Here is a 20,482-nt window from a genome sequence, read left to right as displayed (position 1 = left end):
ACAAGAAAAACCGCACTGCCACACTGTCGCCCATTCCCCGTTTCCCCCAGAGCTGTCGCCATGGCCCAACTCATCCGCCACGACTGGACGCGCGCCGAAGTGGCCGCGCTGTTCGCCCTGCCGTTCAACGAGCTGCTGCATCGCGCGCACTCGGTGCACCGCGAACACCACGATCCGAACGCCGTGCAGGTGTCCACCCTGCTGTCCATCAAGACCGGCGGCTGCCCGGAAGACTGCGCGTACTGTCCGCAGGCCGCGCGCTACGACACCGGCGTGCAGGCGCAGAAGCTGATGAGCGTGGAGGCCGTGCTGGAACGCGCCAAGGCCGCCAAGGATGCCGGCGCCAGCCGCTTCTGCATGGGCGCCGCCTGGCGCAGCCCGAAAGACCGCGACGTGGAAAAGGTGGCCGAGATCGTGCGCGCCGTGAAGGGCCTGGGCCTGGAAACCTGCGCCACGCTGGGCATGCTCAACGGCGAACAGGCCAAGACGCTGAAGGGCGCCGGCCTCGACTTCTACAACCACAACCTGGATACCGCGCCGGAGTTCTACGGCGAGATCATCCACACCCGCCAGTACCAGGACCGCCTGGACACGCTGGAGAACGTGCGCGAAGCGGGCCTGAAAACCTGCTGCGGCGGCATCGTGGGCATGGGTGAAACGCGCGACCAGCGCGCCGGCCTGCTGCAGACGCTGGCCAACCTTCCCGAACATCCCGAGTCCGTGCCGATCAACCAGCTGGTGCAGGTGGAAGGCACACCGCTCAATGGCACCGAGGCCATCGATCCGTTCGACTTCGTGCGCACTATTGCCGTCGCCCGCATCATGATGCCGGCGTCGATGGTCCGCCTGTCCGCCGGTCGCCAGCAGATGGACGACGCCGTGCAGGCGCTGTGCTTCTTCGCCGGCGCCAATTCCATTTTCTACGGCGAAAAGCTGCTCACCACCAGCAACCCGGACGTGGAACACGATCGCCAGCTGTTCAAGCGACTCGATCTGCACGCGCTGGAAGTGGTGGAAACGTCGAGCACGGTGCACGCGGATATCGTGGAGCACTGCGCCGCGTAAGCGCCACCTCGCTGTAGGAGCGCACTTGTGCGCGACCAAAGCGGAGCGCCATCCACATGCACCCGATCCGGTTGACGAAGGTACACCGTGGCTTTGCGGTCGCGCACAAGTGCGCTCCTACAACGGCCGGGATCTGTCATGCGCACTGACCTGCTCCACCGGCTCGCCCTGCACACGCAACAGCGTGAACAGGCCGGGCTGCGTCGTCGCCTGCACACCATCACGCATGCCGACGGCATGTGGGTGGAGCGCGACGGCCGTCGCCTCCTGTCCTTCTGCAGCAACGATTACCTTGGCCTCGCGCAGCACCCGACGTTGATCGATGCACTGAAGCATGCCGCCGATGACGGGGTCGGCAGCGGTTCGGCGCATCTCATCAGCGGCCATCGCACGGCGCACGCCGCGCTGGAAGAAGCCTTGGCCGCATGGACCGGGCGCGAGCGTGCGCTGCTGTTTTCCACGGGCTACATGGCCAATCTCGGCGTGATGCAGGCGCTGCTGCAACGCGACGACGTGTGCGTGCAGGACAAACTCAACCACGCCTGCCTGATCGATGGCGCCCAACTCGCGGGCGCCGAACTGAAACGCTACCCCCACGCGGATGTGGACGCCGCGGCACGCCAGCTGGCCATGCGCCCCGATGCCGCGGCGCTGCTCGCCACCGATGGCGTTTTCAGCATGGACGGTGACATCGCACCGCTGCAGGAGCTCGCCGCGCTGTGTCGGCGCGAAAGTGCGACCTTCATGGTGGACGACGCCCATGGCCTGGGTGTCCTGGGTGAGCGTGGCGAGGGCAGTGTGCTCGATGCCGGTCTTTCGCAGGACGACGTGCCGGTGTTGATGGCGACGCTGGGCAAGGCGCTGGGGTGCAGCGGCGCGTTCGTGGCCGGTTCCGCCGCCCTCATCGATGGCCTGGTGCAGTCCGCCCGCACCTACATCTACACCACCGCCATGCCACCCGCGCTGGCGGCGGCGACGCTCGCCGCGGTACGCCTGGCGCAGGCGGAAGGCTGGCGCCGGGACAGGCTGCATGCGCTGATCGCCCGATTCCGCACCGGCGCGGCCCAGCGGGGACTGCCCCTGATGCCGTCGCCCACCGCCATCCAGCCTCTGCTGCTGGGCGACGCCACAACAGCGCTGGAAGTCTCCGAGGCACTGGAACGGGAAGGCTTTCTGGTCACGGCCATTCGGCCGCCCACCGTGCCGCAGGGCAAGGCGCGCCTGCGCATCACGCTCTCGGCCGCCCACGAGAAAGGCGACGTGGACCGCCTGCTGGACGCCCTTTCCCGGGCCATCCCGGCCGGCCCCGTATAATGGGCGCCTTGCCGTACCCCATCCCCGCCATGTCGATCCTCAATCTTTCCGCCTACCGCTTCGTCCAGCTGGACGATCTCCCCACGTTGCGTGAGCGCGTTCTCGAGCGCTGCGAAGCCCTGGCGCTCAAGGGGACCATCCTGCTGGCGCCCGAAGGCATCAACCTGTTCCTGGCCGGGGCGCGTGAACCCATCGATGCGTTCATGGACTGGCTGCGCACCGACCCGCGCTTCGCCGGGCTGGAACCGAAAGAGTCGATCTCCGACGCGGTGCCGTTCGGCCGCATGCGCGTACGGCTGAAGAAGGAAATCATCACCATGCGCATGCCCACCATTCGACCGGAAGGCGGGCGCGCGCCGTCGGTGGCGCCGGTGACCTTGCAACGCTGGCTGGCGCAGGGCCGCGATGACGACGGCCGCGAAGTGGTGTTGCTGGACACGCGCAACGACTACGAAACCGACGTGGGCCTGTTCGAGAACGCGGTGGACTACCGCATTGCCAGCTTCACCGAATTTCCCGCGGCACTCGCCGCCGATCGCGCGCGCTTCGAGAACAAGACGGTGGTGTCGTACTGCACCGGCGGCATTCGCTGCGAAAAGGCGGCACTGCATATGCAGGACATCGGCATCGAGCACGTTTTCCAGCTGGAAGGCGGCATCCTGAAATATTTCGAGGAAACCGACGGCGCGCACTGGAACGGCGATTGTTTCGTGTTCGATGAGCGTGGCGCGGTGGACAAGGCGCTAGCGCCGTCGCCTTTGCTCCCTCTCCCCTCCGGAGAGAGGGCTGGGGCGAGGGGCCAATCTGGCGACGAGCTCGCATCGAACAACGCCTCGGCGAGCACCCGCCCCTCACCCCAACCCTCTCCCCAGAGGGGAGAGGGAGAGTTGGGCGCATGACGCTGCACATCGAAACGCACGGCCACGGCGAGATTCCCGTGGTGATCCTTCACGGCTGGGCCATGCACGGCGGCATGATGGAGCCGCTGTGGGAACAGTTGGCCGATCGCTGCACGCTGCACGTGGTCGACCTTCCCGGGCACGGCTATTCGCGCGACAGCAGCGTGCCGCTGGAGCCGTCCGCCTGCGCGCAAGCCATTGCGCAAATGACGCCACCAGCCATCTGGATCGGCTGGTCGCTCGGCGGCCTCGTCGCCATGACGGGGGCCATCGAGCATCCGCATCACGTGCGCGGCCTGGGCGTGATCGATGGCACGCCGAAGTTCTCGCGCAGCGAAGACTGGCCGCATGGCAGCGATCCCAAACTGGTGCGCCAGCTCGCCACGGATCTCGAAACCGATTACCACGCCACGCTGGAGCGCTTCATTGCACTGGAAGCAATGGGCAGCCGCGACCCGATGGCGGAAGTGCGCCACCTGCGCAGCTTGATCTTCCAGCGCGGCGAGCCCGATCTGCGTGTGCTGCAGGAAGGCATCCGCATTCTCGACACGGCGGACCGTCGCGCCGAGCTCGCTACGCTTGCCATGCCCAACGCATGGATTGTTGGACGCCGTGATCGCATCGTGCCGCCGCCGGCCATGGCGTGGTCTGCAGAACAGGCGCGTGGCAGTTTCACTGAAATCGCGCACGCCGGCCATGCGCCCTTCTTTGGTTATGCGGGCGACGTCGCCGCTGCGCTGACGCCCGTGCTGGACAGCTTTCGATGACCAACTCGCATTTCGACCGCGCGCAGGTGCGCCGCAATTTTGGCCGCGCGGCGCAAAGCTACGAACAACACGACGCCTTGCAGCGTGAAGTGCAGACACTGCTGCTCGATCGCCTGGGCTTTTATCTGGAAACGCCCGAACGCGTGATCGACGTCGGCGCGGGTACGGGTCGCGGCACCGCGCTGCTGCGCAAGCGTTACGCGAAATCGCAGGTGATCGCGATGGACATGGCGTTGCCGATGTTGCGCACGGCGAAGAAGAACATCAGCTGGCTGAAGCCGTTCCAGCGCGTGTGCGCGGAGGCCACGTCGCTGCCGCTGCCCGACCACAGCGTGGACGTGCTGCATTCCAACCTGTGTTTCCAGTGGATTGACGACCTGCCCGCGTTGTTCGGCGAATGCGTACGCGTGCTCAAGCCCGGCGGCTTGCTGGTGTTCTCCACCTTCGGCCCCGACACGCTGAAGGAATTGCGCGCCGCATGGGCTGAAGCGGACCAGCAGCCGCACGTGAGCCGCTTCCTGGACATGCACGATCTGGGCGACGCCATGATCAGCGCCGGCCTGCGCGATCCCGTGCTCGACGTGGATCGCTACACGCTCACCTACAGCGAACCACGCATGCTGCTCAAGGAGCTGCAAGGCCTGGGCGCCACCAATGCCGACCGCGAACGCGAGCGCCACCTGCTCGGCAAGAAGCACTACCAGCGCATGCTGGCCGCGTACGAAACCATGCGTGTCGATGGCCGCATTCCCGCCACGTGGGAAGTGGTGACGGCGCACGCCTGGGGTCCGCCGCCGGGGCAGTCGCGCCGCCTGGCAGGTGGTGGCGAGATGGCGAGTTTTTCCATCGACAGCCTGCGGGGCTCGCGTCGTCGCTGACGTCGAAGGGCGCCGCTCAACGTGTGGCGCATCACCAGGGAACAACGGTGGCGCAACCCCACTTTCAGCCGATGAAACCCTGCTCGCTTCCGGCATGGCCTTTGGCTAGAGTGCTCCTCGCCGCGGCCATCGCCCGCGGCGGTTGCAACGCGCCTTCAGAGCGCGTCCAGCCATGGGGTCAACAGGGGGAAAACATGAAGAAGTCTCGGCTTGCCCTTCTAGGCATGATGCTTGTCGTGTCCGGCTGTTCGACGATGACGCCTGCGCGTTACTCGGTGTCCGTCGACAACGACATGATTCTCAAGACGTACCAAGGCAAGACCTTGAACGTGGCCTCGCTCGACGCACCGGCCACCTACGACGCGAACTGCCGCTTGATGGGCCCGATCAAGGCGTCCGACGGCGCCACCATTCCGCAATTCGTGCAGAAGGCCTTCAACGACGAATTCAAACTGGCGGGCGTTTACGGCGACAACGCCGTCGTTACCGGACGCATGGAAAAGATCGCCTTTTCTTCCAGCGCCGGCCTGACGAGCGGCTGGTGGGATCTTTCGCTCACCTTGAATTCCAACAACGGCAACTCGTTGTCCGTCGAGAACAAGTACGAATTCAAGAGCGGCTTCGATGCGATCACCGCGTGCAACCAGACGGCGCAAGCCTTGGGGCCGGCGGTGCAGGACCTGATCAAGAAGGCCGTGTCCGATCCGCGCTTCAAGACGCTGATGAACTGATCTTCCCGGCGGAGGAGCCACTCCTCCGCCACTTCGTTACGGGTAGCGGATCAGACCTGCTTGTAACGAAAACAACCCACCACGTGGTCGTTGACCATGCCCGTGGCCTGCATGAAGGCATAGCAGATGGTGGTGCCGACGAAGCGGAAGCCGCGCTTCTTCAACGCCTTGCTCATGCGGTCCGACAAGGGCGTGCTTGCAGGCACGTCGCCCTGACCCGTCCATGCGTTGCGGATGGGTTTGCCATCCACGAACGACCACAGGTACGCATCGAGGCTGCCGAATTCGTCGATGACCGCCAGCGCCGCGATGGCATTGTCGCGCGTTGCATACACCTTCAAACGATTGCGCACGATGCCTGCATCAAGCAGCGCTTTCTCCAGCTCGCGCTCCTTCATGGCGGCTACACGCTTGATGTCGAAATCGTGGAACACGCGCCGATAATTGTCACGCTTGAGCAGGATGGTGCGCCACGACAGCCCCGCCTGCGCGCCTTCCAGGCACAGGAACTCGAACAGTCGCTGGTCGTCGTGCAGCGGCGCACCCCACTCGGTGTCGTGGTAGTCGTGCATGTCTTCGCTGTTGCCCCAGGGGCAGCGCTGTCTTGCCTTGGTCGCCATATCAATCCACGGCTTCGTCGCCGCGCTCCTTGCGAAAACCGTACACCGCGCCTGTCGCCGAGGCGATCACGGCAAACCATGGCCACACGGACGAACTTTCCCGCAGCCACCACATGCCCAGCAGCAGGAAGATGGCAGCCAGGGCGAAGACCCATCCATGCTCGGGCCGACGAAACAGCAGCGCCACACTGTCGAGGAACAGAAGCAGCATGCCGATCAACAGGGGAAACAGGCGCAGCCATGGCAGCTCGCCGTTCTTCACCATCGGCAGCAGTGTCGACAACGGCACGACCATGGCGAGCACGGCCAGCAGACCCAGGCAGGCCACGAACACGTTTCTTGTGCGCGCTGCAGTCACGGGGCCTCCCTTGTTAAGCTCCCTGCTTCGACAGCAGGACGCTATCCCACCGAGATGCGCTGGGCAAGGCGCCTCGATCAGGCCATCCCGCAGACCCATGACCATCAAGCCATCTTCCCGCGGCGCCGTGCTGGCCCTGCTTGCCACCATCCTGATCTGGGCCTACAGCTGGATCGTGATGAAGCAGGTGCTGCAACACGCCGGGCCCTTCAACTTCTCGGCGCTGCGTTACTCGCTGGGCGCGCTGGTGTTGTTTGCCGCACTGGCAATCACGCGCCAGTCGCTGCGGCCACCGCCGCTGTTGCCGACCCTCGCCATCGGCCTGTGCCAGACCACCGCCTTCCAGGGCCTGGGACAGCTGGCGCTGGAAAGCGGTGGCGCCGGTCGCGTGGCATTGCTCGCCTACACCATGCCGTTCTGGTCGGTGTTGCTGGCACGGGTGATCCTGGATGAGCGCATCACACGTCGGCATTGGATCGGCCTGGGCCTGGCCGCCATTGGACTCGTGTGCATCATCGAGCCCTGGCATGGCCTGGGCAGCACCCGCAGCACTCTGCTGGCGGTGTGTGCAGGCCTGGCTTGGGCGTTCGGCACCGTACTCAGCAAACGTGCCTTTCTGCGCCACAAGCCTTCGCCGCTCAACCTCACCGCCTGGCAAATGCTGTTTGGCGCGCTGGCACTCATCGTCGTTGCGCTATGCGTGCCGCAACGACCGTTCGACTGGACGTGGGATCTGATCGCCGGCCTCGCCTACAGCGTCGTGCTGGCGTCGAGCCTTGCGTGGGGCCTGTGGCTGATCGTGCTGCATCGCCTGCCCACCGCCATCGCGAGCGTGGCAAGCCTGGGCGTTCCCATCGTCAGCGTGCTGCTGGCATGGATGATCCTGCACGAGCAACCCAGCGCCATGGAATTCGCAGGTATCGCGTTCATCCTGCTCGGCTTGATCGCCGTGAGCGGCATGGGCCTGCGCAACCTGCGCGCCGCGCGCGGCTAACATGGCCGGTTTGCATCAACCAGGAGGCATCCCATGAACGTCCAGGAGGCATCCCATGAACGTCAAGGACAGCAACGGCACCGTGCTCGCAGACGGCGACTCCGTGCAGGTCATCAAGGACCTGAAAGTGAAAGGCTCATCGCAGACGCTGAAACGCGGCGCGGTGTTCAAGTCCATTCGTGTGGACGAGGACAACCCGGAAGAAATCGAATGCCGCGATGGCAAGTCGACGCTGGTGTTGAAGACGTGTTTCATCAAGAAGGTTTGAGCCACGCGCTCCACGCTTTCTCCCTCTCCCCTTCGGGGAGAGGGCTGGGGTGAGGGGCCGGCACTCGAGAAAGCCCAGCCAATTCGAGCTGTGGCAGTGGCTCTTGGCTCTCCGCTCTCCGCTCTTCAGGGCCCCCGTATGACAGCGGCGTGCGGGTGAAGGATCAGCCCGCAGGGTGGCCGGCAGGACGCCGGCCAGTTTGTCGTCAGGGCAGGATGCCCTGTCGACAAACCCCGTAACCCGCACGCGGACCTGGAGGGCTGAAAGCCCGGAAGGCGCGGTCATCCGGGGTGCCCTTTCTTTTGGTTACTTTCGACGCAAAGCTAGTCCCGTGGGATCTTTGGGCAAGCAAAGAAAAGTGACCCGGCCTCCGGCAGGAGGTCGGAAGCCCGCGGCAGGCGGGCAAGGTCGCGGAATCGCTTCAATCGAGCGACAGAGCCAAGAACCAAAGTCACTGGATCCCAGCCTTCGCTGGGATGACGGTGAGGGGTAGGGGCGTCGTCGCCAAGATGGCGGTGAGAGATAGAAATGACGGTGAGGGATAGAAACGTTAGCGCGAGCACCCGCCCCTCACCCCAACCCTCTCCCCACAGGGGAGAGGGAGTAAGAGCAGACCTCACTTCACCAACACGGGGACGGGGAGCAAAGCATGGGTATTACCAAGGCAACGCATCGATATCCACATTGCCCCCACTAAGAATCAACCCCACCCGCTTCCCCTTGAACCGCTCCGGCCTCTTCAACACCGCCGCAAGCACCGTCGCACTGGATGTCTCCACCACGATCTTCAATTCGTTCCACAACAGCTTCATCGCCGCGATCACCTCGGCATCGCTCACCGTCGTGACCTCCACGCGATGCATCAGCAGCGCCTCGAAATTCGTCTCGCCGATCAGCGTGCGCAGGCCATCGCACACCGTATCCGGCACAAATGGCCCCACGCGCGTTCCCGCCGCTACCGATCGCGATGCATCGTCGGCACCCATGGGCTCGGCGCCGTGCACAAGCACGTTGGGTGCAACACCGTGAGCGGCGATAGCCGTGCCGGCGATCAAGCCGCCACCACCAATGGGTGTCACCACGATATCTACGCCGCCCGTCTGCTCCAGCAGTTCCAGCACGGCCGTGCCTTGCCCTGCCATGACTCGCGTGTCGGAAAACGGATGCACCAGCTCGGCACCGGTGGCGCGCTGCACTTCGTCGGCCTTGGCTTCGCGGGCGGCCTGTGTCGCTTCGCAACGATGCAGGATGGCGCCCGCACGTTCGATGGCCTCGAGCTTGGTGCGCACGGCCCCATCAGGCACGACCACGTGCGCAGGAATGCCACGCGTGGCTGCGGCCATCGCCAGGGCGTTGCCGTGATTGCCGGACGAATGTGTCACCACGCCACGCGCGGCCTGTTCGTCATCCATCGACCAGACGGCATTGCACGCGCCACGGAACTTGAAGGCACCACCGCGCTGCAGGTTTTCGCACTTGAAATGAAGATCCGCGCCGCTCAACGCGTTCAACACCGCGCTTCGCAAAACCGGCGTCACCACGGCATAGGGTGCGATGCGCTCGGCGGCCTCCCGGACCTGCGCGAACGTGGGCAACGCAGCACGATTCGACGGTGCACTCATGCGCTTTCGATCTCCACGCCGCAGGTGTAGCGACGCTCTGCGCCCGGCTCCAGCCGGATGGTGTCGGCACAATCGGGGCGGTTGAACGCATCCGCCCAGCTTTCCATGGGCTCCAGCGCCACCGAACGACGCACGTCGCGCGTCACGGTGTCGGCGGTAAAGGCCAGCATGACACCGGTCACCTGCCACATGGCGATGCCGATGCCACTTTCCGGATCGCGCAGGCGCGTGCGGGCACGGCCATCGGTATCCAGTCGCAGGTCGGTGAACGCATGGTTGAGCTCGCGCGCACCGATCGGTTGCATGCGGCGAAAATCCAGTTCGGGTACCGAGTCGATCGCGACGTGCGCATGCTCGCCAGCCACCGGAATGTACTGCTCGTCGGTGCGCACGATGCCGCCGGCGGGAATCTGCAGCTCCCAGCTGTCGATGGATGTGTCGGACAGCCGGAAATACGGATGCCAGCCGAAGAAGCACGGCGCGGCGTGCTTGCCGACGTTGCGCATGTTCGCTTCGAGCGTCAGCCCGCTTTCGTCCAGAACGTAAGTCACCGCCAGGTCGATGGCGAAGGGATAGCCCGGATGCACGCCCGGTCGTATCGCTTGCGTGGTGAAGGTGACGCGCGCGTCCTGCGCATCGGCAACCAGGTCCGCGATGTCGAAATCGACACCGCGCACAAAGCCATGGCGCGCGGCACGTGCGGCGCCTTCCACACCCGGCTGCAGGTCGTGCGGTTCGCCGTCGAAGACATAGCGGGCATCCGCGATGCGATTGGCGAACGGCACCATGATGGCGAAGCGCGAGCTGGGACGGGTGTCGAGCTCCCCGGCATCGCGATAGCCGTCGGCGATGTTGCGCAGGCCCTGTGGCGTGGGCACCTCGAAGCTCATCAGCGTCGCACCACGCCGCGCGATGCGCACGCGCCGCCCCGTTGCCTGGTCGGTCAGCACCACGATCTGGTGATCGCCAACCTGGCCGCGTTCCGCAAGATACTCCGCCATTGCCTTGTCCTGCCGGGAAAGGCCCGCATGTTAGCCTGACTCATCCGTTTCCGTAGTTCCGGCCTTTACCATGACCCTTCGCAACGACGTCTCCGCCCCTCTGATTCGGCTCAGCGACTATCGCGCGCCGGCCTGGCACGTGACGAAAGTCGAGCTGGCGTTCGATCTGGGCATCGACAGCACCGAGGTCACCTCGCGCCTTCACTTCAAGCGCGACCCGGCGCAAACGTCGCCGGTGCGTCTGGATGGCGAAGGGCTGGAACTGCTTTCCATCGCGCTGGATGGAAAGGAGCTTGCCGCGGATGCATGGCGCTACGCCGACAGCGTGCTTGAAGTGGATGGTGTGAACGACGGCAGCGTTCTCGAGACACGCGTGCGCGTGCAGCCGGCCACCAACACGGCGCTGGAAGGTTTGTACCTGTCGGGTTCGCGCGAGGCGGGCTTTCTGCTGACGCAATGCGAAGCGGAAGGTTTTCGCCACATCACGTTCTTCCCGGATCGTCCGGACGTGCTCGCCAGCTACACGGTGACGCTGCGCGCCGACCGCGATCGCTTCCCCGTGTTGCTGGCCGGCGGCAATCCCGATGGCGCCGGCGACCTGGACGGCGGCCGGCACTGGGCGCGCTTCGTCGACCCGCACCCCAAGCCCAGCTATCTGTTTGCGCTGGTGGCCGGCCGCCTGCAGAAGATCGAACAGGCCTACGTCACCGGCAGCGGTCGCGCGGTGAAGTTGGTGATCTGGGCCGAGCCGGATGCCATTGGCCGATGCCACTACGCAATGGATGCGCTGGAGCGCTCCATGCGCTGGGATGAAGAAGCCTACGGTCGCGAGTACGACCTGGACGTATTCCATGTCGTCGCCACGCACGACTTCAACATGGGCGCGATGGAGAACAAGGGTCTCAACATCTTCAACGCCAAGTACCTGCTGGCCGATCCCGACTCGAGCACCGACGACGAATACCGCGCGGTGGAAGCCGTGGTGGCGCACGAGTACTTCCACAACTGGAGCGGCAATCGCGTCACGTGCCGGGACTGGTTCCAGCTGTCGCTGAAGGAAGGCCTCACCGTGTTCCGCGAGCAGCAGTTCTCGGCGGACATGAATTCCGCGCCGCTCAAGCGCATCGAAGACGTGGCGCTGTTGCGCCGTGCGCAATTCCCCGAAGATGCCGGCCCGCTTGCGCATCCCGTGCGTCCCGCGCAGTACAGCGAGATCAATAACTTCTACACGGCCACCGTGTATGAAAAGGGTTCGGAGCTGGTGCGCATGGTGGCGGGCCACCTGGGCAAGGAAGGTTTCCGCCATGGCATGGATCTCTACTTCTCGCGCAACGATGGCCGCGCCGCCACGCTGGAAGATTTCCTGGGCGCGCTTGGCGAAGCCAACCGCATCGATCTTTCGCCGTACCTCGCGTGGTACGCGCAGGCCGGCACACCGCGCCTCAGCGCGCGCTGGCAGTACGACGCGGCGCATCGCAGTTTTACGCTGACGTTGTCGCAGCACACGCCATCCACGCCGAATCAACCCGGCAAGCAACCGTTGCCGATTCCCGTGAAGCTTGCCTTGTTCGGGCACGACGGCCAGTTGTTGCCACTGCATTTGACGAGCGACAGCGCGGAGACATCGGGCGCCACCGAGCGTGTCGTAGTGCTTGATCGTGCCGAGCAATCCTTCGTGTTCCAGCAGGTGGCCACGGCGCCGGTGCCGTCGTTGCTGCGCGGCTTTTCCGCGCCGGTGATTCTCGAATGTGACTACTCGCCTGCCGAACTCGCGCTGCTGTTGCGGCACGATGTGGATGGCTTCAACCGCTGGGAAGCCGGCCAACAGCTTGCGGCGCGCGCGTTCGACAATTTGCGCGAAGGCGATGGCACCGAAGCGCTGGACGCATGGTGCGACGCACTGGCCGCGCTGTTCGGCGACAGCGCCATTGACGACGCGCTGCTCGCCGATCTGCTGACCCCGCCGGGTGAAATCGAACTGGCCGAGCGCGAACGCGTGGTCGATCCATCGCACGTGCACGCGTTGCGCCTGAAATTGCAGGAGCATCTTGCGCTGCGCATCGGCCGGGAATCACTGCAGGCGCGCTATGACGTGCTCGCCGCGCGCACCAGCATTGATCTGGACGCCGCCAGCCAGGCTCGCCGCAGGCTGAAGCGACGCGTGCTGGAACTGATCGCAGCGGTCGATCCGTGGAATGCGCATACGCTGGCCACACTGCAATACGACAACGCGCCCAGCATGACCGATCGCCTCGCCGCCTTGTCCGTGCTGGTGCGCGGCAACGCCCCGCAGGCGCATGCGGCGCTGGCGCATTTTCGCGAACGCTATGCCGACAACCCGCTGGCCATGGACAAGTGGTTCTCGGTGCAGACGCAATTGCCCGGTGACGCCGCGCTTGAACGCGTGCAGACGCTTGAGAAGGATGCGGCATTCACGCTGAAGAATCCCAACCGCATCAACGCGCTGTTTGGCGCCTGGGCACGTGGCAATCCCGATGGTTTCCATCGCGCGGACGGTGCGAGCTATCAACTGTTGGCCCAGCGGCTTCACCAGCTCGATGCGCTCAATCCGCAAGTGGCCGCGCGCCTGGCGACGGCCTTCAATGGATGGCAGCGACTGGAACCGATGCGCCATGCTGCCGCACGCGCGGCCATCGACATGCTGGCCATGCAGCCCAACCTTTCACGCAACCTGGGCGAGATCGTGCGCAGCATGCAGCACGGTTGAGATAGACGTCCAAAAAGAAACGCCCGAGTGCGTCCCGTCCTTGGACGGGGCACCCGGGCGTAATGCGATAAAACGAGAGGATGTAACCTGATAAAGCAGGACTTGCAGATGGCAGGTGCTACCCCCCGGTGCGCACCCGCTTGCCACCATCGTCGCGAAAACTGCGACGACTAGACCGCCAGACGCGCCAGTTCGTCGCGCAGCCGGTTCCATCGCGAAACCAGGCGCGGGCGCAGGGCCTGACGCTCGTTCTCGCTACGTTCTTCCAGGACATCCATGGCCATTTCAACGCGGCCAAGTTCAATCAACAGATCGTGGTGCTGATACATCGGCTGGAAATCGTTACTGAGTTCCATGACATTCCGTCCCCCAACGTCGCCTTGTTTGGCTTGGGGATAAAAGCAACAGCCGTGCCAGCAACGTGACATCGATCACATTCATTTTGGTGATGGATCACGCATTGACGCTGTGCGTCACCTGTTGAAAAAACTCGGCACAAACAAGCGTTTTAGTCACTCCACGTTCACGCGTTAGGCGTAAATATCCCTCTCAACGAGCAGCACAAACTTGCTGCCAGCCAGTTTCGGTTTCTGGCGCCCGGCAACACGGTCATCCTGGATTCCCCCTGTTCCTGAGACCGCCGGGCGCCAGATCTTCCATAGAGCGCTTGAAGGTCCTCTTCAAAGCTCAGAAAAGGCGAAGGCGCCCCGAGGGGCGCCTTCTTGCTTCCTCTCCCCGGCACGCGATCGAACCCCTGTCGTTCGATCTCGGCGCGCGTATCGCGCAGCTTCTGCCCGTGGAAAGTGCATGGAAGTTAAAGCAGGAAGCGTGCCAAGCGCCAGCGCGACGGCGTGGCGTTACCATATGCGTCCAGATTGGTCCAAACCTGCGCTTTCAGGGCAGTCCCTATGTTCTTTCATCCGATTTCCTACGACGTGATCGTGGTCGGTGGCGGCCACGCCGGCACCGAGGCCGCGCTTGCCGCTGCCCGTACGGGCGCGCGTACGCTGCTGCTCAGCCACAACATCGAAACCATTGGCCAGATGAGCTGCAACCCAGCCATTGGCGGCATAGGCAAGGGCCATCTGGTCAAGGAAATCGACGCGCTGGGCGGTGCGATGGCCCATGCGGCGGACCTCGCGGGCATCCAGTGGCGCACGCTGAACGCCTCCAAGGGTCCGGCCGTACGTGCCACCCGCGCGCAGGCCGACCGCTCGCTCTACAAGGCCGCCATCCGCCGCATGGTGGAGACGCAGCCGAACCTGGAGCTGTTCCAGCAGGCGGTGGACGACCTGATCCTGGAGAACGGCCGCGCCACCGGCGTGGTGACCCAGATGGGCCTGGCTTTCCGCGCGCGCGCGGTGGTGCTGACCGCCGGCACCTTCCTGGCCGGCAAGATCCATATCGGCCCGGCGCAATACGCTGGCGGACGCGCAGGTGACCCGCCGGCCACCACGCTGGCGCAGAAGCTGCGCGAGCTGCCGGTGGCCGCCGATCGCCTGAAGACCGGCACGCCGCCCCGCATCGACCTGCGCAGCATCGATTTCACGGGCCTGGAAGAGCAGCCCGGCGACGACCCGGCCCCGGTGTTCTCGTATCTCGGCTCGCGAGACGAGCATCCGCGCCAGGTCAGCTGCTGGATCACGCATACCAGCGAACGCACGCACGAGCTGATTCGCGGTTCGCTGGACCGCTCGCCCATGTACAGCGGCCAGATCGAAGGCGTCGGTCCGCGGTACTGCCCGTCCATCGAGGACAAGGTGGTGCGCTTTGCCGAGAAGAGCTCGCACCAGATCTTCATCGAACCGGAAGGCCTGGACACCTTCGAGGTGTATCCCAACGGCATTTCCACTTCCCTGCCCTACGACGTGCAGCTGGCCCTGGTGCATTCCATCAAGGGTTTCGAGAGGGCACACATCACGCGCCCGGGCTATGCGATCGAATACGACTACTTCGATCCGCGCGGCCTGCATCCGTGGCTGGAAACCAAGGGCATTCCGGGGCTCTATTTCGCGGGGCAGATCAACGGCACCACCGGTTACGAGGAAGCGGGCGCACAGGGTTTGATCGCCGGCCTCAATGCTGCCCTCACCGTGAAGGGAGAGGCGCCGTGGTACCCCCGTCGGGACGAGGCGTATATCGGCGTGCTGATCGACGACCTCACCAGCAACGGCACCATCGAGCCCTATCGCATGTTCACCTCGCGCGCCGAGTACCGCCTGTACCTGCGCGAAGACAACGCCGACCTGCGCCTCACCGAAACCGGCCACCGCCTCGGCGTGGTGCCACAGGCCCGCTACGACGCGCTGCGCAACAAGCGGGACGCCGTGGAACGCGAGACGCAGCGCCTTGGCGCGCTCTGGGCAGCACCGGCCAACGCACTGGGCGCGACCATCGCGAGCCAACTCGGCATCACCCTGAGCCGCGAGACGAATGCACTCGACCTGTTGCGTCGACCCGAGATCGACTACGCGAAGCTGACGACCGTGGACGGCATCGGCCCCGCCGTGGACGACGCCGATGTCGCTGCCCAGGTGGAAGTGCAGACCAAGTACGCCGGTTACCTCGAACGCCAGCGCGAGGAGATCGAGCGCCAGCGGCGTCATGAGCAGACCAGCATTCCCACCAGCTTCGACTACGACAAGGTGCGCGGCCTCTCCGCCGAAGTACTGTTGAAGCTCAAGCGCGCGCTGCCGGAAACGATCGGTCAGGCCTCACGCATCAGCGGCGTCACGCCGGCCGCCATCTCGCTGTTGCTGGTGCACCTGAAGCGTCGCGACGCGGCCTGATTTCCTTTCCCCTGCGCTCCAAGAGGGCAGGCCCGCATGGCATCATGCGGGCCTGACGGTTCATCTCGGAGCACACCATGGAAGTCTGGATCGGGCGGGACGGCGAGCGGCATGGCCCTTACAAGGAAGTCGACGTGCGGCAGTGGCTGCGCAGCGGCCAGGTCAGCCCCGACGATCTGGGCTGGCATGAAGGCATGACGGATTGGGCACCCCTTTCCACCTTGTTCCCTGACGAACGCGCCGAGGCATCGGTTGCGCCACCAGCCCCTCCGGTACCGCCCTACACGCCCGCCACGCCATACGCATCGAATGCCGGCGCCGTCGCCTCGCTGACCGACTACGCGGGCTTCTGGAAGCGTGTAGGCAGCTACATCATCGACGGTATCGTGCTGTGGGTTCCCAACATGATCCTGAGCAGCATGCTCGGTGCGGATCACGCTGCGGAGACTTATACGCAGGCCATCCACGCCGCCAACAGCGATCCGCAGCTGATGATCCAGGCGATGGACACCTACATGCACGCACTGGGCCCGGCGCTGTTCGCGCAGACGCTGCTGTCGTGGCTGTACTTCTCGCTGATGGAAAGCTCGTCGCTGCAGGCCACGCTGGGCAAGCTGGCCCTGGGCATCCGCGTCACGGACATGGAGGGGAAGCGCATCAGCTTCCTGCGCGCCACGGGGCGCTATTTCGCGAAGATCCTCAGCGTACTGACGTTCTTCGTCGGCTTCCTGATGGTGGCATGGACACAGCGCAAGCAGGGTCTGCACGACCTGATCGCGCAGACGCTGGTGCTCAATGGCCGCGCGAAGGACGTCGCCGCGCAGACGCAGCGCACCGAGCAGCGCGACAACAGCTCGTTCAATGCCTGATTCGCGATACGCGAGCACTGCACACACGAAGAATCGTTCCGCCGTGGAAACACGGCGGAACTGACGCGACGGGAACATCGCGTTCACGCACGCGTTGCATATGAGCGGTGCATTGCTGCACGACACATGCCATTCGTTCGCTGCACATATCAAATGGACGTCCATCGTTGCGGCGAATTTTGCGCTGCGCGTTATGACCTATGGCGGATGCGCGTAGCCGCGCAATAAGCGCATGCTTGCGATACAGGGGGCCACGTACCAGGCAAGGTCATGGCCCAGTCCCACCCTGAATGCGACTGGATCTATCAGTGCGATGACATCGTCATCGATCCGCGCGCACATCGGCTCGAACGCGGGGGCATGGCGATATCCGTGGAGCCCAAGGCCTACGCGGTGCTGATGGTCCTGCTTCAGCAGGCCGGCGAAGTCGTTGGCAAAGACGCGCTGCTCGATGCCGCATGGGGGCATCGGCATGTCACGCCCGGCGTGCTCACCCGCGTGATCTCGCAATTGCGACATGCGCTGGGCGATTGCGCCGCACAACCCCACTACATCGCCACGGTGCACAGCCTGGGTTATCGCTTCATCGGCGATGTGCATCGCGTGCCCTCCGCATACTCGCCCGAACGATTGCCCGATACCGCCAGCAATGACGATCTCGCACCGGCGCCGGAAATCGTTGTGCTCGCTGCGCAGAAGCCAGCGCATGAACCCGTGCGGCCGCGCCACTGGCTGGCAGCGGCGATCACGCTCGCGGTGATCGTGGCAGTCCTTGCCGTATTCAGCTTTTGGCGCACACCCGACGACCACGCCACCGAACCGCGCGTGACGCCTCAACCGGCGATTGCCCTGATGCCGGTGGCCCGCGAACTGGATACGCGGCCCATGCATCCGCGGCACTTGCCCCACTACCGTCGACTCGCCACGGAATATCCCGGCGATCGCGACGATGCGGCCACGGAACTGCGTGCCGCGGGTTTTCTGACCCTTCGTCCGGAACAGGCACCCGCCGCGCGCGGGTAAGCACGCATCGACTTGCTATGATCGACAGCCCGGCAGGCCGCGTGGCGGCTTGTCGCCTTGTCGAACGCTCAGGAAACGTTTCAGCCTCATGCTCAGCATCGAACAACGTATTGCCCAGGACATCGCCGCCAAGCCGGACCAGGTTCATGCCGCGGTGGATTTGCTCGACGGCGGCGCGACCGTGCCCTTCATCGCCCGCTACCGCAAGGAAGCCACCGGCGGCCTCGACGACACGCAGCTGCGCATGCTGGAAGAACGCCTGCGCTATCTGCGCGAGCTGGAAGAACGCCGCAGCGCGATCCTCGCCAGCGTCGAGGAACAGGGCAAGCTCAGCGATGCACTGAAGCACGACATCCTCACCGCCGACACCAAGGCGCGCCTGGAAGATCTGTACCTGCCGTACAAGCCCAAGCGTCGCACCAAGGCGCAGATTGCGCGCGAAGCGGGCCTGGAGCCGCTCGCCCTCACCCTGCGGGACGATCCCACGCAGTCACCGGATGCCTTGGCCGCTTCGTATGTCGATGCAGAGAAGGGTGTCGCTGACGTACGCGCTGCGCTCGACGGCGCACGCGCGATCCTGATGGAAAGCATCGCCGAAGACGCCGGCCTCGTCGGCGAACTGCGCGACTGGCTATGGGACAAGGGTCAGATTCGCGCGAAAGTGGTCGCAGGCAAAGAGAACGAAGGCGCGAAGTTCCGCGACTACTTCGACCACATGGAGCCGATCGGCAAGATTCCTTCGCATCGCCTGCTCGCATTGATGCGCGCACGCAATGAAGGCGTGATCGAACTGGAACTGTCGCCCGCGCTCGACATGGAACAAGGCCATCTCGAAGGCGAAGGTCGCGTCGCCGCGCACAGCGGCATTGTTGATCGAGGCCGCGCTGCCGATACGTGGTTGCGCGAGACGGTGCGCCTTACCTGGCGCGTGAAGCTGCACCTGCATCTCACGCTCGACCTGTTCGGTCGCGTGCGCGAAGGCGCGGAAGACGAAGCGATCCGCGTATTCGGCGACAACCTCAAGGACCTCATGCTTGCCGCACCGGCTGGCGCGAAGAGCGTGATGGGTCTCGATCCGGGCATCCGCACCGGCGTGAAGGTGGCCGTGGTCGATGCCACGGGCAAGCTGCTCGCCACCGACACCATCTATCCGCATGAGCCGCGTCGCCAGTGGAACGAATCGCTGGCTGCGCTGGCACGCCTGTGCCAGAAGCACGGCGTGGATCTCATCGCCATCGGCAACGGCACCGCCTCGCGCGAAACGGACAAGCTGGCTGGCGAGCTGATCAAGGGCCTGGCCAAGACGCATCCGGAGCACAAGCTTTCCAAGGTCGTGGTGAGCGAAGCAGGCGCCTCGGTGTATTCGGCGTCGGAAACCGCCGCCAAGGAATTCCCCGATCTCGACGTAAGCCTGCGTGGCGCCGTGTCCATCGCGCGTCGCCTGCAGGACCCGCTCGCGGAGCTGGTGAAGATCGAACCCAAGGCGATTGGCGTTGGCCAATACCAGCACGACGTGAACCAGGTGAAGCTGGCGCGCGCGCTCGATGCCAAGGTGGAAGACTGCGTGAACGCCGTGGGCGTGGACGTGAACACCGCTTCCGCGGCGCTGCTCACGCGCGTGGCGGGCCTTTCCGCCAGCGTCGCCGAGAACGTGGTGAAGCATCGCGATGCCAACGGCCCGTTCGCCAATCGCAAGGCGTTGTTGAAGGTGCCGCGCCTGGGTGACAAGGCGTTCGAGCAGTGCGCAGGCTTCCTGCGCGTGCCCAATGGCGACAACCCGCTCGATACGAGCTCGGTGCATCCGGAAGCGTATCCGGTGGTCGAGCGCATCATTGCGCAGTGCGGTCGCGAAGTGCGTTCCATCATGGGCGACACCAGCTTCCTGCGCAGCCTGAAGGCCGAGCAGTTCACCGACGAAACGTTCGGCGTGCCGACCGTGCGCGACATCCTCAAGGAGCTGGAAAAACCGGGCCGCGATCCGCGTCCGGAATTCGTCGCGCCCAGCTTCGCCGAAGGCGTGGAAGACCTGAAGGACCTGCGCCCCGGCATGGTGCTGGAAGGCCGCGTGACGAACGTGGCGGCCTTCGGTGCATTCGTGGACATCGGCGTGCACCAGGACGGCCTTGTGCACGTCTCCGCCCTTTCGCACACCTTCGTGAAGGATCCGCGCGACGCCGTGAAGGCGGGCGACATCGTGAAGGTGAAGGTGATGGAGGTCGACCTGCCGCGCCAGCGCATCGGCCTGTCCATGCGCCTGGACGACGAGCCGGGCCAGCAGGTCCGTGGCGGACGTCCGGCCGGCGGTAGCGAGCCCTCCCGTGGCGGCCCGCGTGACAACCGCGGCCCGCGTCCGGGCGGCGGCGCACCCAAGCCGACAGCGCCAGCCCCTGGCAACAGCGCCTTTGCAGACGCCTTCTCCAAAGCCCTGAAGCGCTGATAGACACCCTGTAGGAGCGCACTTGTGCGCGACCAGCGCCCCGTCTTCGAGGCCGGGGCCAGCGGTCGCGCCCGAGGGCGCTCCTGCAAGAAGAGCAATGCTAGCCATGTAAGGCTTTT

At 64.9% G+C, this 20,482-nt stretch carries 17 protein-coding genes and 1 pseudogene; 13 read left to right on the top strand and 5 right to left on the bottom strand.

Annotation, left to right across the window (positions count from 1 at the left end):
* The first annotated feature begins 60 nt into the window (after nt 1-60).
* From bioB to DK366_RS14340, 6 genes are all read left to right on the top strand, one after another.
* Nucleotides 61-1,065 (top strand): biotin synthase BioB, encoded by a 1,005-nt coding sequence (bioB, locus tag DK366_RS14365; protein WP_109126245.1) that lies wholly within the window; start codon nt 61-63, stop codon nt 1,063-1,065.
* A gap of 138 nt (nt 1,066-1,203) precedes the next feature.
* The gene (gene bioF / locus DK366_RS14360; protein WP_109126244.1) at nt 1,204-2,379 is read left to right on the top strand and encodes an 8-amino-7-oxononanoate synthase; all 1,176 of its coding nucleotides are present in this window, start codon (nt 1,204-1,206) and stop codon (nt 2,377-2,379) included.
* 8 nt (nt 2,380-2,387) lie between these two features.
* A complete protein-coding gene (locus tag DK366_RS14355) occupies nt 2,388-3,278 on the top strand; it encodes a sulfurtransferase (RefSeq protein ID WP_232821058.1) in 891 nt (296 codons plus the stop codon).
* Nucleotides 3,275-4,045 (top strand): pimeloyl-ACP methyl ester esterase BioH, encoded by a 771-nt coding sequence (gene bioH, locus DK366_RS14350; RefSeq protein WP_109126243.1) that lies wholly within the window; start codon nt 3,275-3,277, stop codon nt 4,043-4,045. Before DK366_RS14355 ends, bioH begins: the two co-directional genes overlap by 4 nt.
* Nucleotides 4,042-4,923: a malonyl-ACP O-methyltransferase BioC gene (gene bioC / locus DK366_RS14345; protein ID WP_109126242.1), complete on the top strand. Its 882-nt coding sequence runs from the start codon at nt 4,042-4,044 to the stop codon at nt 4,921-4,923. Before bioH ends, bioC begins: the two co-directional genes overlap by 4 nt.
* A gap of 194 nt (nt 4,924-5,117) precedes the next feature.
* Entirely contained in the window at nt 5,118-5,654 is a 537-nt protein-coding gene (locus DK366_RS14340; RefSeq protein ID WP_157956549.1) for a hypothetical protein, read from the top strand.
* Between the two features lie 50 nt (nt 5,655-5,704).
* Here DK366_RS14340 and DK366_RS14335 read toward each other — a convergent pair whose 3' ends face one another.
* Nucleotides 5,705-6,274 (bottom strand): DNA-3-methyladenine glycosylase I, encoded by a 570-nt coding sequence (locus DK366_RS14335; RefSeq protein ID WP_109126240.1) that lies wholly within the window; start codon nt 6,272-6,274, stop codon nt 5,705-5,707.
* Between the two features lies 1 nt (nt 6,275).
* Entirely contained in the window at nt 6,276-6,632 is a 357-nt protein-coding gene (locus DK366_RS14330) for a hypothetical protein (RefSeq protein ID WP_157956548.1), read from the bottom strand.
* Between the two features lie 97 nt (nt 6,633-6,729).
* Between DK366_RS14330 and DK366_RS14325 the strand changes: the two genes are divergently transcribed.
* Complete coding sequence (locus tag DK366_RS14325; protein WP_198651561.1) at nt 6,730-7,626, top strand: EamA family transporter; 897 nt, start codon at nt 6,730-6,732, stop codon at nt 7,624-7,626.
* A 61-nt stretch (nt 7,627-7,687) separates the two neighbouring features.
* Nucleotides 7,688-7,894, top strand: a pseudogene (locus tag DK366_RS14320) (alkylphosphonate utilization protein); the annotation flags it as partial.
* Nucleotides 7,895-8,550: 656 nt separating this feature from the next.
* On the opposite strand, the gene DK366_RS14315 reads toward DK366_RS14320, so the two are convergent.
* Together DK366_RS14315 and DK366_RS14310 are read right to left on the bottom strand one after the other, a co-directional pair.
* Nucleotides 8,551-9,516, bottom strand: a complete 966-nt coding sequence (locus DK366_RS14315; protein ID WP_109126237.1) for a pyridoxal-phosphate dependent enzyme — start codon at nt 9,514-9,516, stop codon at nt 8,551-8,553.
* Nucleotides 9,513-10,517 carry an aldose epimerase gene (locus tag DK366_RS14310; protein ID WP_109126236.1) on the bottom strand — a complete coding sequence of 335 codons (1,005 nt, stop codon included), beginning with the start codon at nt 10,515-10,517 and terminating at the stop codon, nt 9,513-9,515. The genes DK366_RS14315 and DK366_RS14310 overlap by 4 nt, the downstream gene beginning before the upstream one ends.
* Nucleotides 10,518-10,587: 70 nt before the next feature.
* Between DK366_RS14310 and pepN the strand changes: the two genes are divergently transcribed.
* A complete protein-coding gene (gene pepN, locus DK366_RS14305) occupies nt 10,588-13,245 on the top strand; it encodes an aminopeptidase N (protein ID WP_109126235.1) in 2,658 nt (885 codons plus the stop codon).
* Between the two features lie 170 nt (nt 13,246-13,415).
* On the opposite strand, the gene DK366_RS14300 is transcribed toward pepN, so the two are convergent.
* Entirely contained in the window at nt 13,416-13,601 is a 186-nt protein-coding gene (locus DK366_RS14300; RefSeq protein WP_109126234.1) for a hypothetical protein, read from the bottom strand.
* Nucleotides 13,602-14,153: 552 nt separating this feature from the next.
* Here DK366_RS14300 and mnmG point away from each other — a divergent pair.
* The 4 genes from mnmG to DK366_RS14280 all read left to right on the top strand — a co-directional run bounded on the left by mnmG (nt 14,154) and on the right by DK366_RS14280 (nt 20,363).
* Nucleotides 14,154-16,034, top strand: coding sequence for a tRNA uridine-5-carboxymethylaminomethyl(34) synthesis enzyme MnmG (gene mnmG, locus DK366_RS14295; RefSeq protein WP_109126233.1), 1,881 nt, complete (start codon nt 14,154-14,156; stop codon nt 16,032-16,034).
* A 77-nt stretch (nt 16,035-16,111) separates the two neighbouring features.
* The gene (locus tag DK366_RS14290) at nt 16,112-16,903 is read left to right on the top strand and encodes an RDD family protein (RefSeq protein WP_109126232.1); all 792 of its coding nucleotides are present in this window, start codon (nt 16,112-16,114) and stop codon (nt 16,901-16,903) included.
* A gap of 270 nt (nt 16,904-17,173) precedes the next feature.
* Nucleotides 17,174-17,926, top strand: coding sequence for a winged helix-turn-helix domain-containing protein (locus DK366_RS14285; protein WP_109126231.1), 753 nt, complete (start codon nt 17,174-17,176; stop codon nt 17,924-17,926).
* 88 nt (nt 17,927-18,014) lie between these two features.
* Nucleotides 18,015-20,363, top strand: a complete 2,349-nt coding sequence (locus DK366_RS14280) for a Tex family protein (RefSeq protein WP_109126230.1) — start codon at nt 18,015-18,017, stop codon at nt 20,361-20,363.
* Nucleotides 20,364-20,482 lie beyond the last annotated feature (119 nt).

The sequence above is a fragment of the Dyella sp. C11 genome, assembly GCF_003121485.1.
Lineage (GTDB): Bacteria > Pseudomonadota > Gammaproteobacteria > Xanthomonadales > Rhodanobacteraceae > Dyella.
Note: the sequence above shows the minus strand (reverse complement) of the source record. Positions and strands in the feature narration are given on the sequence as shown.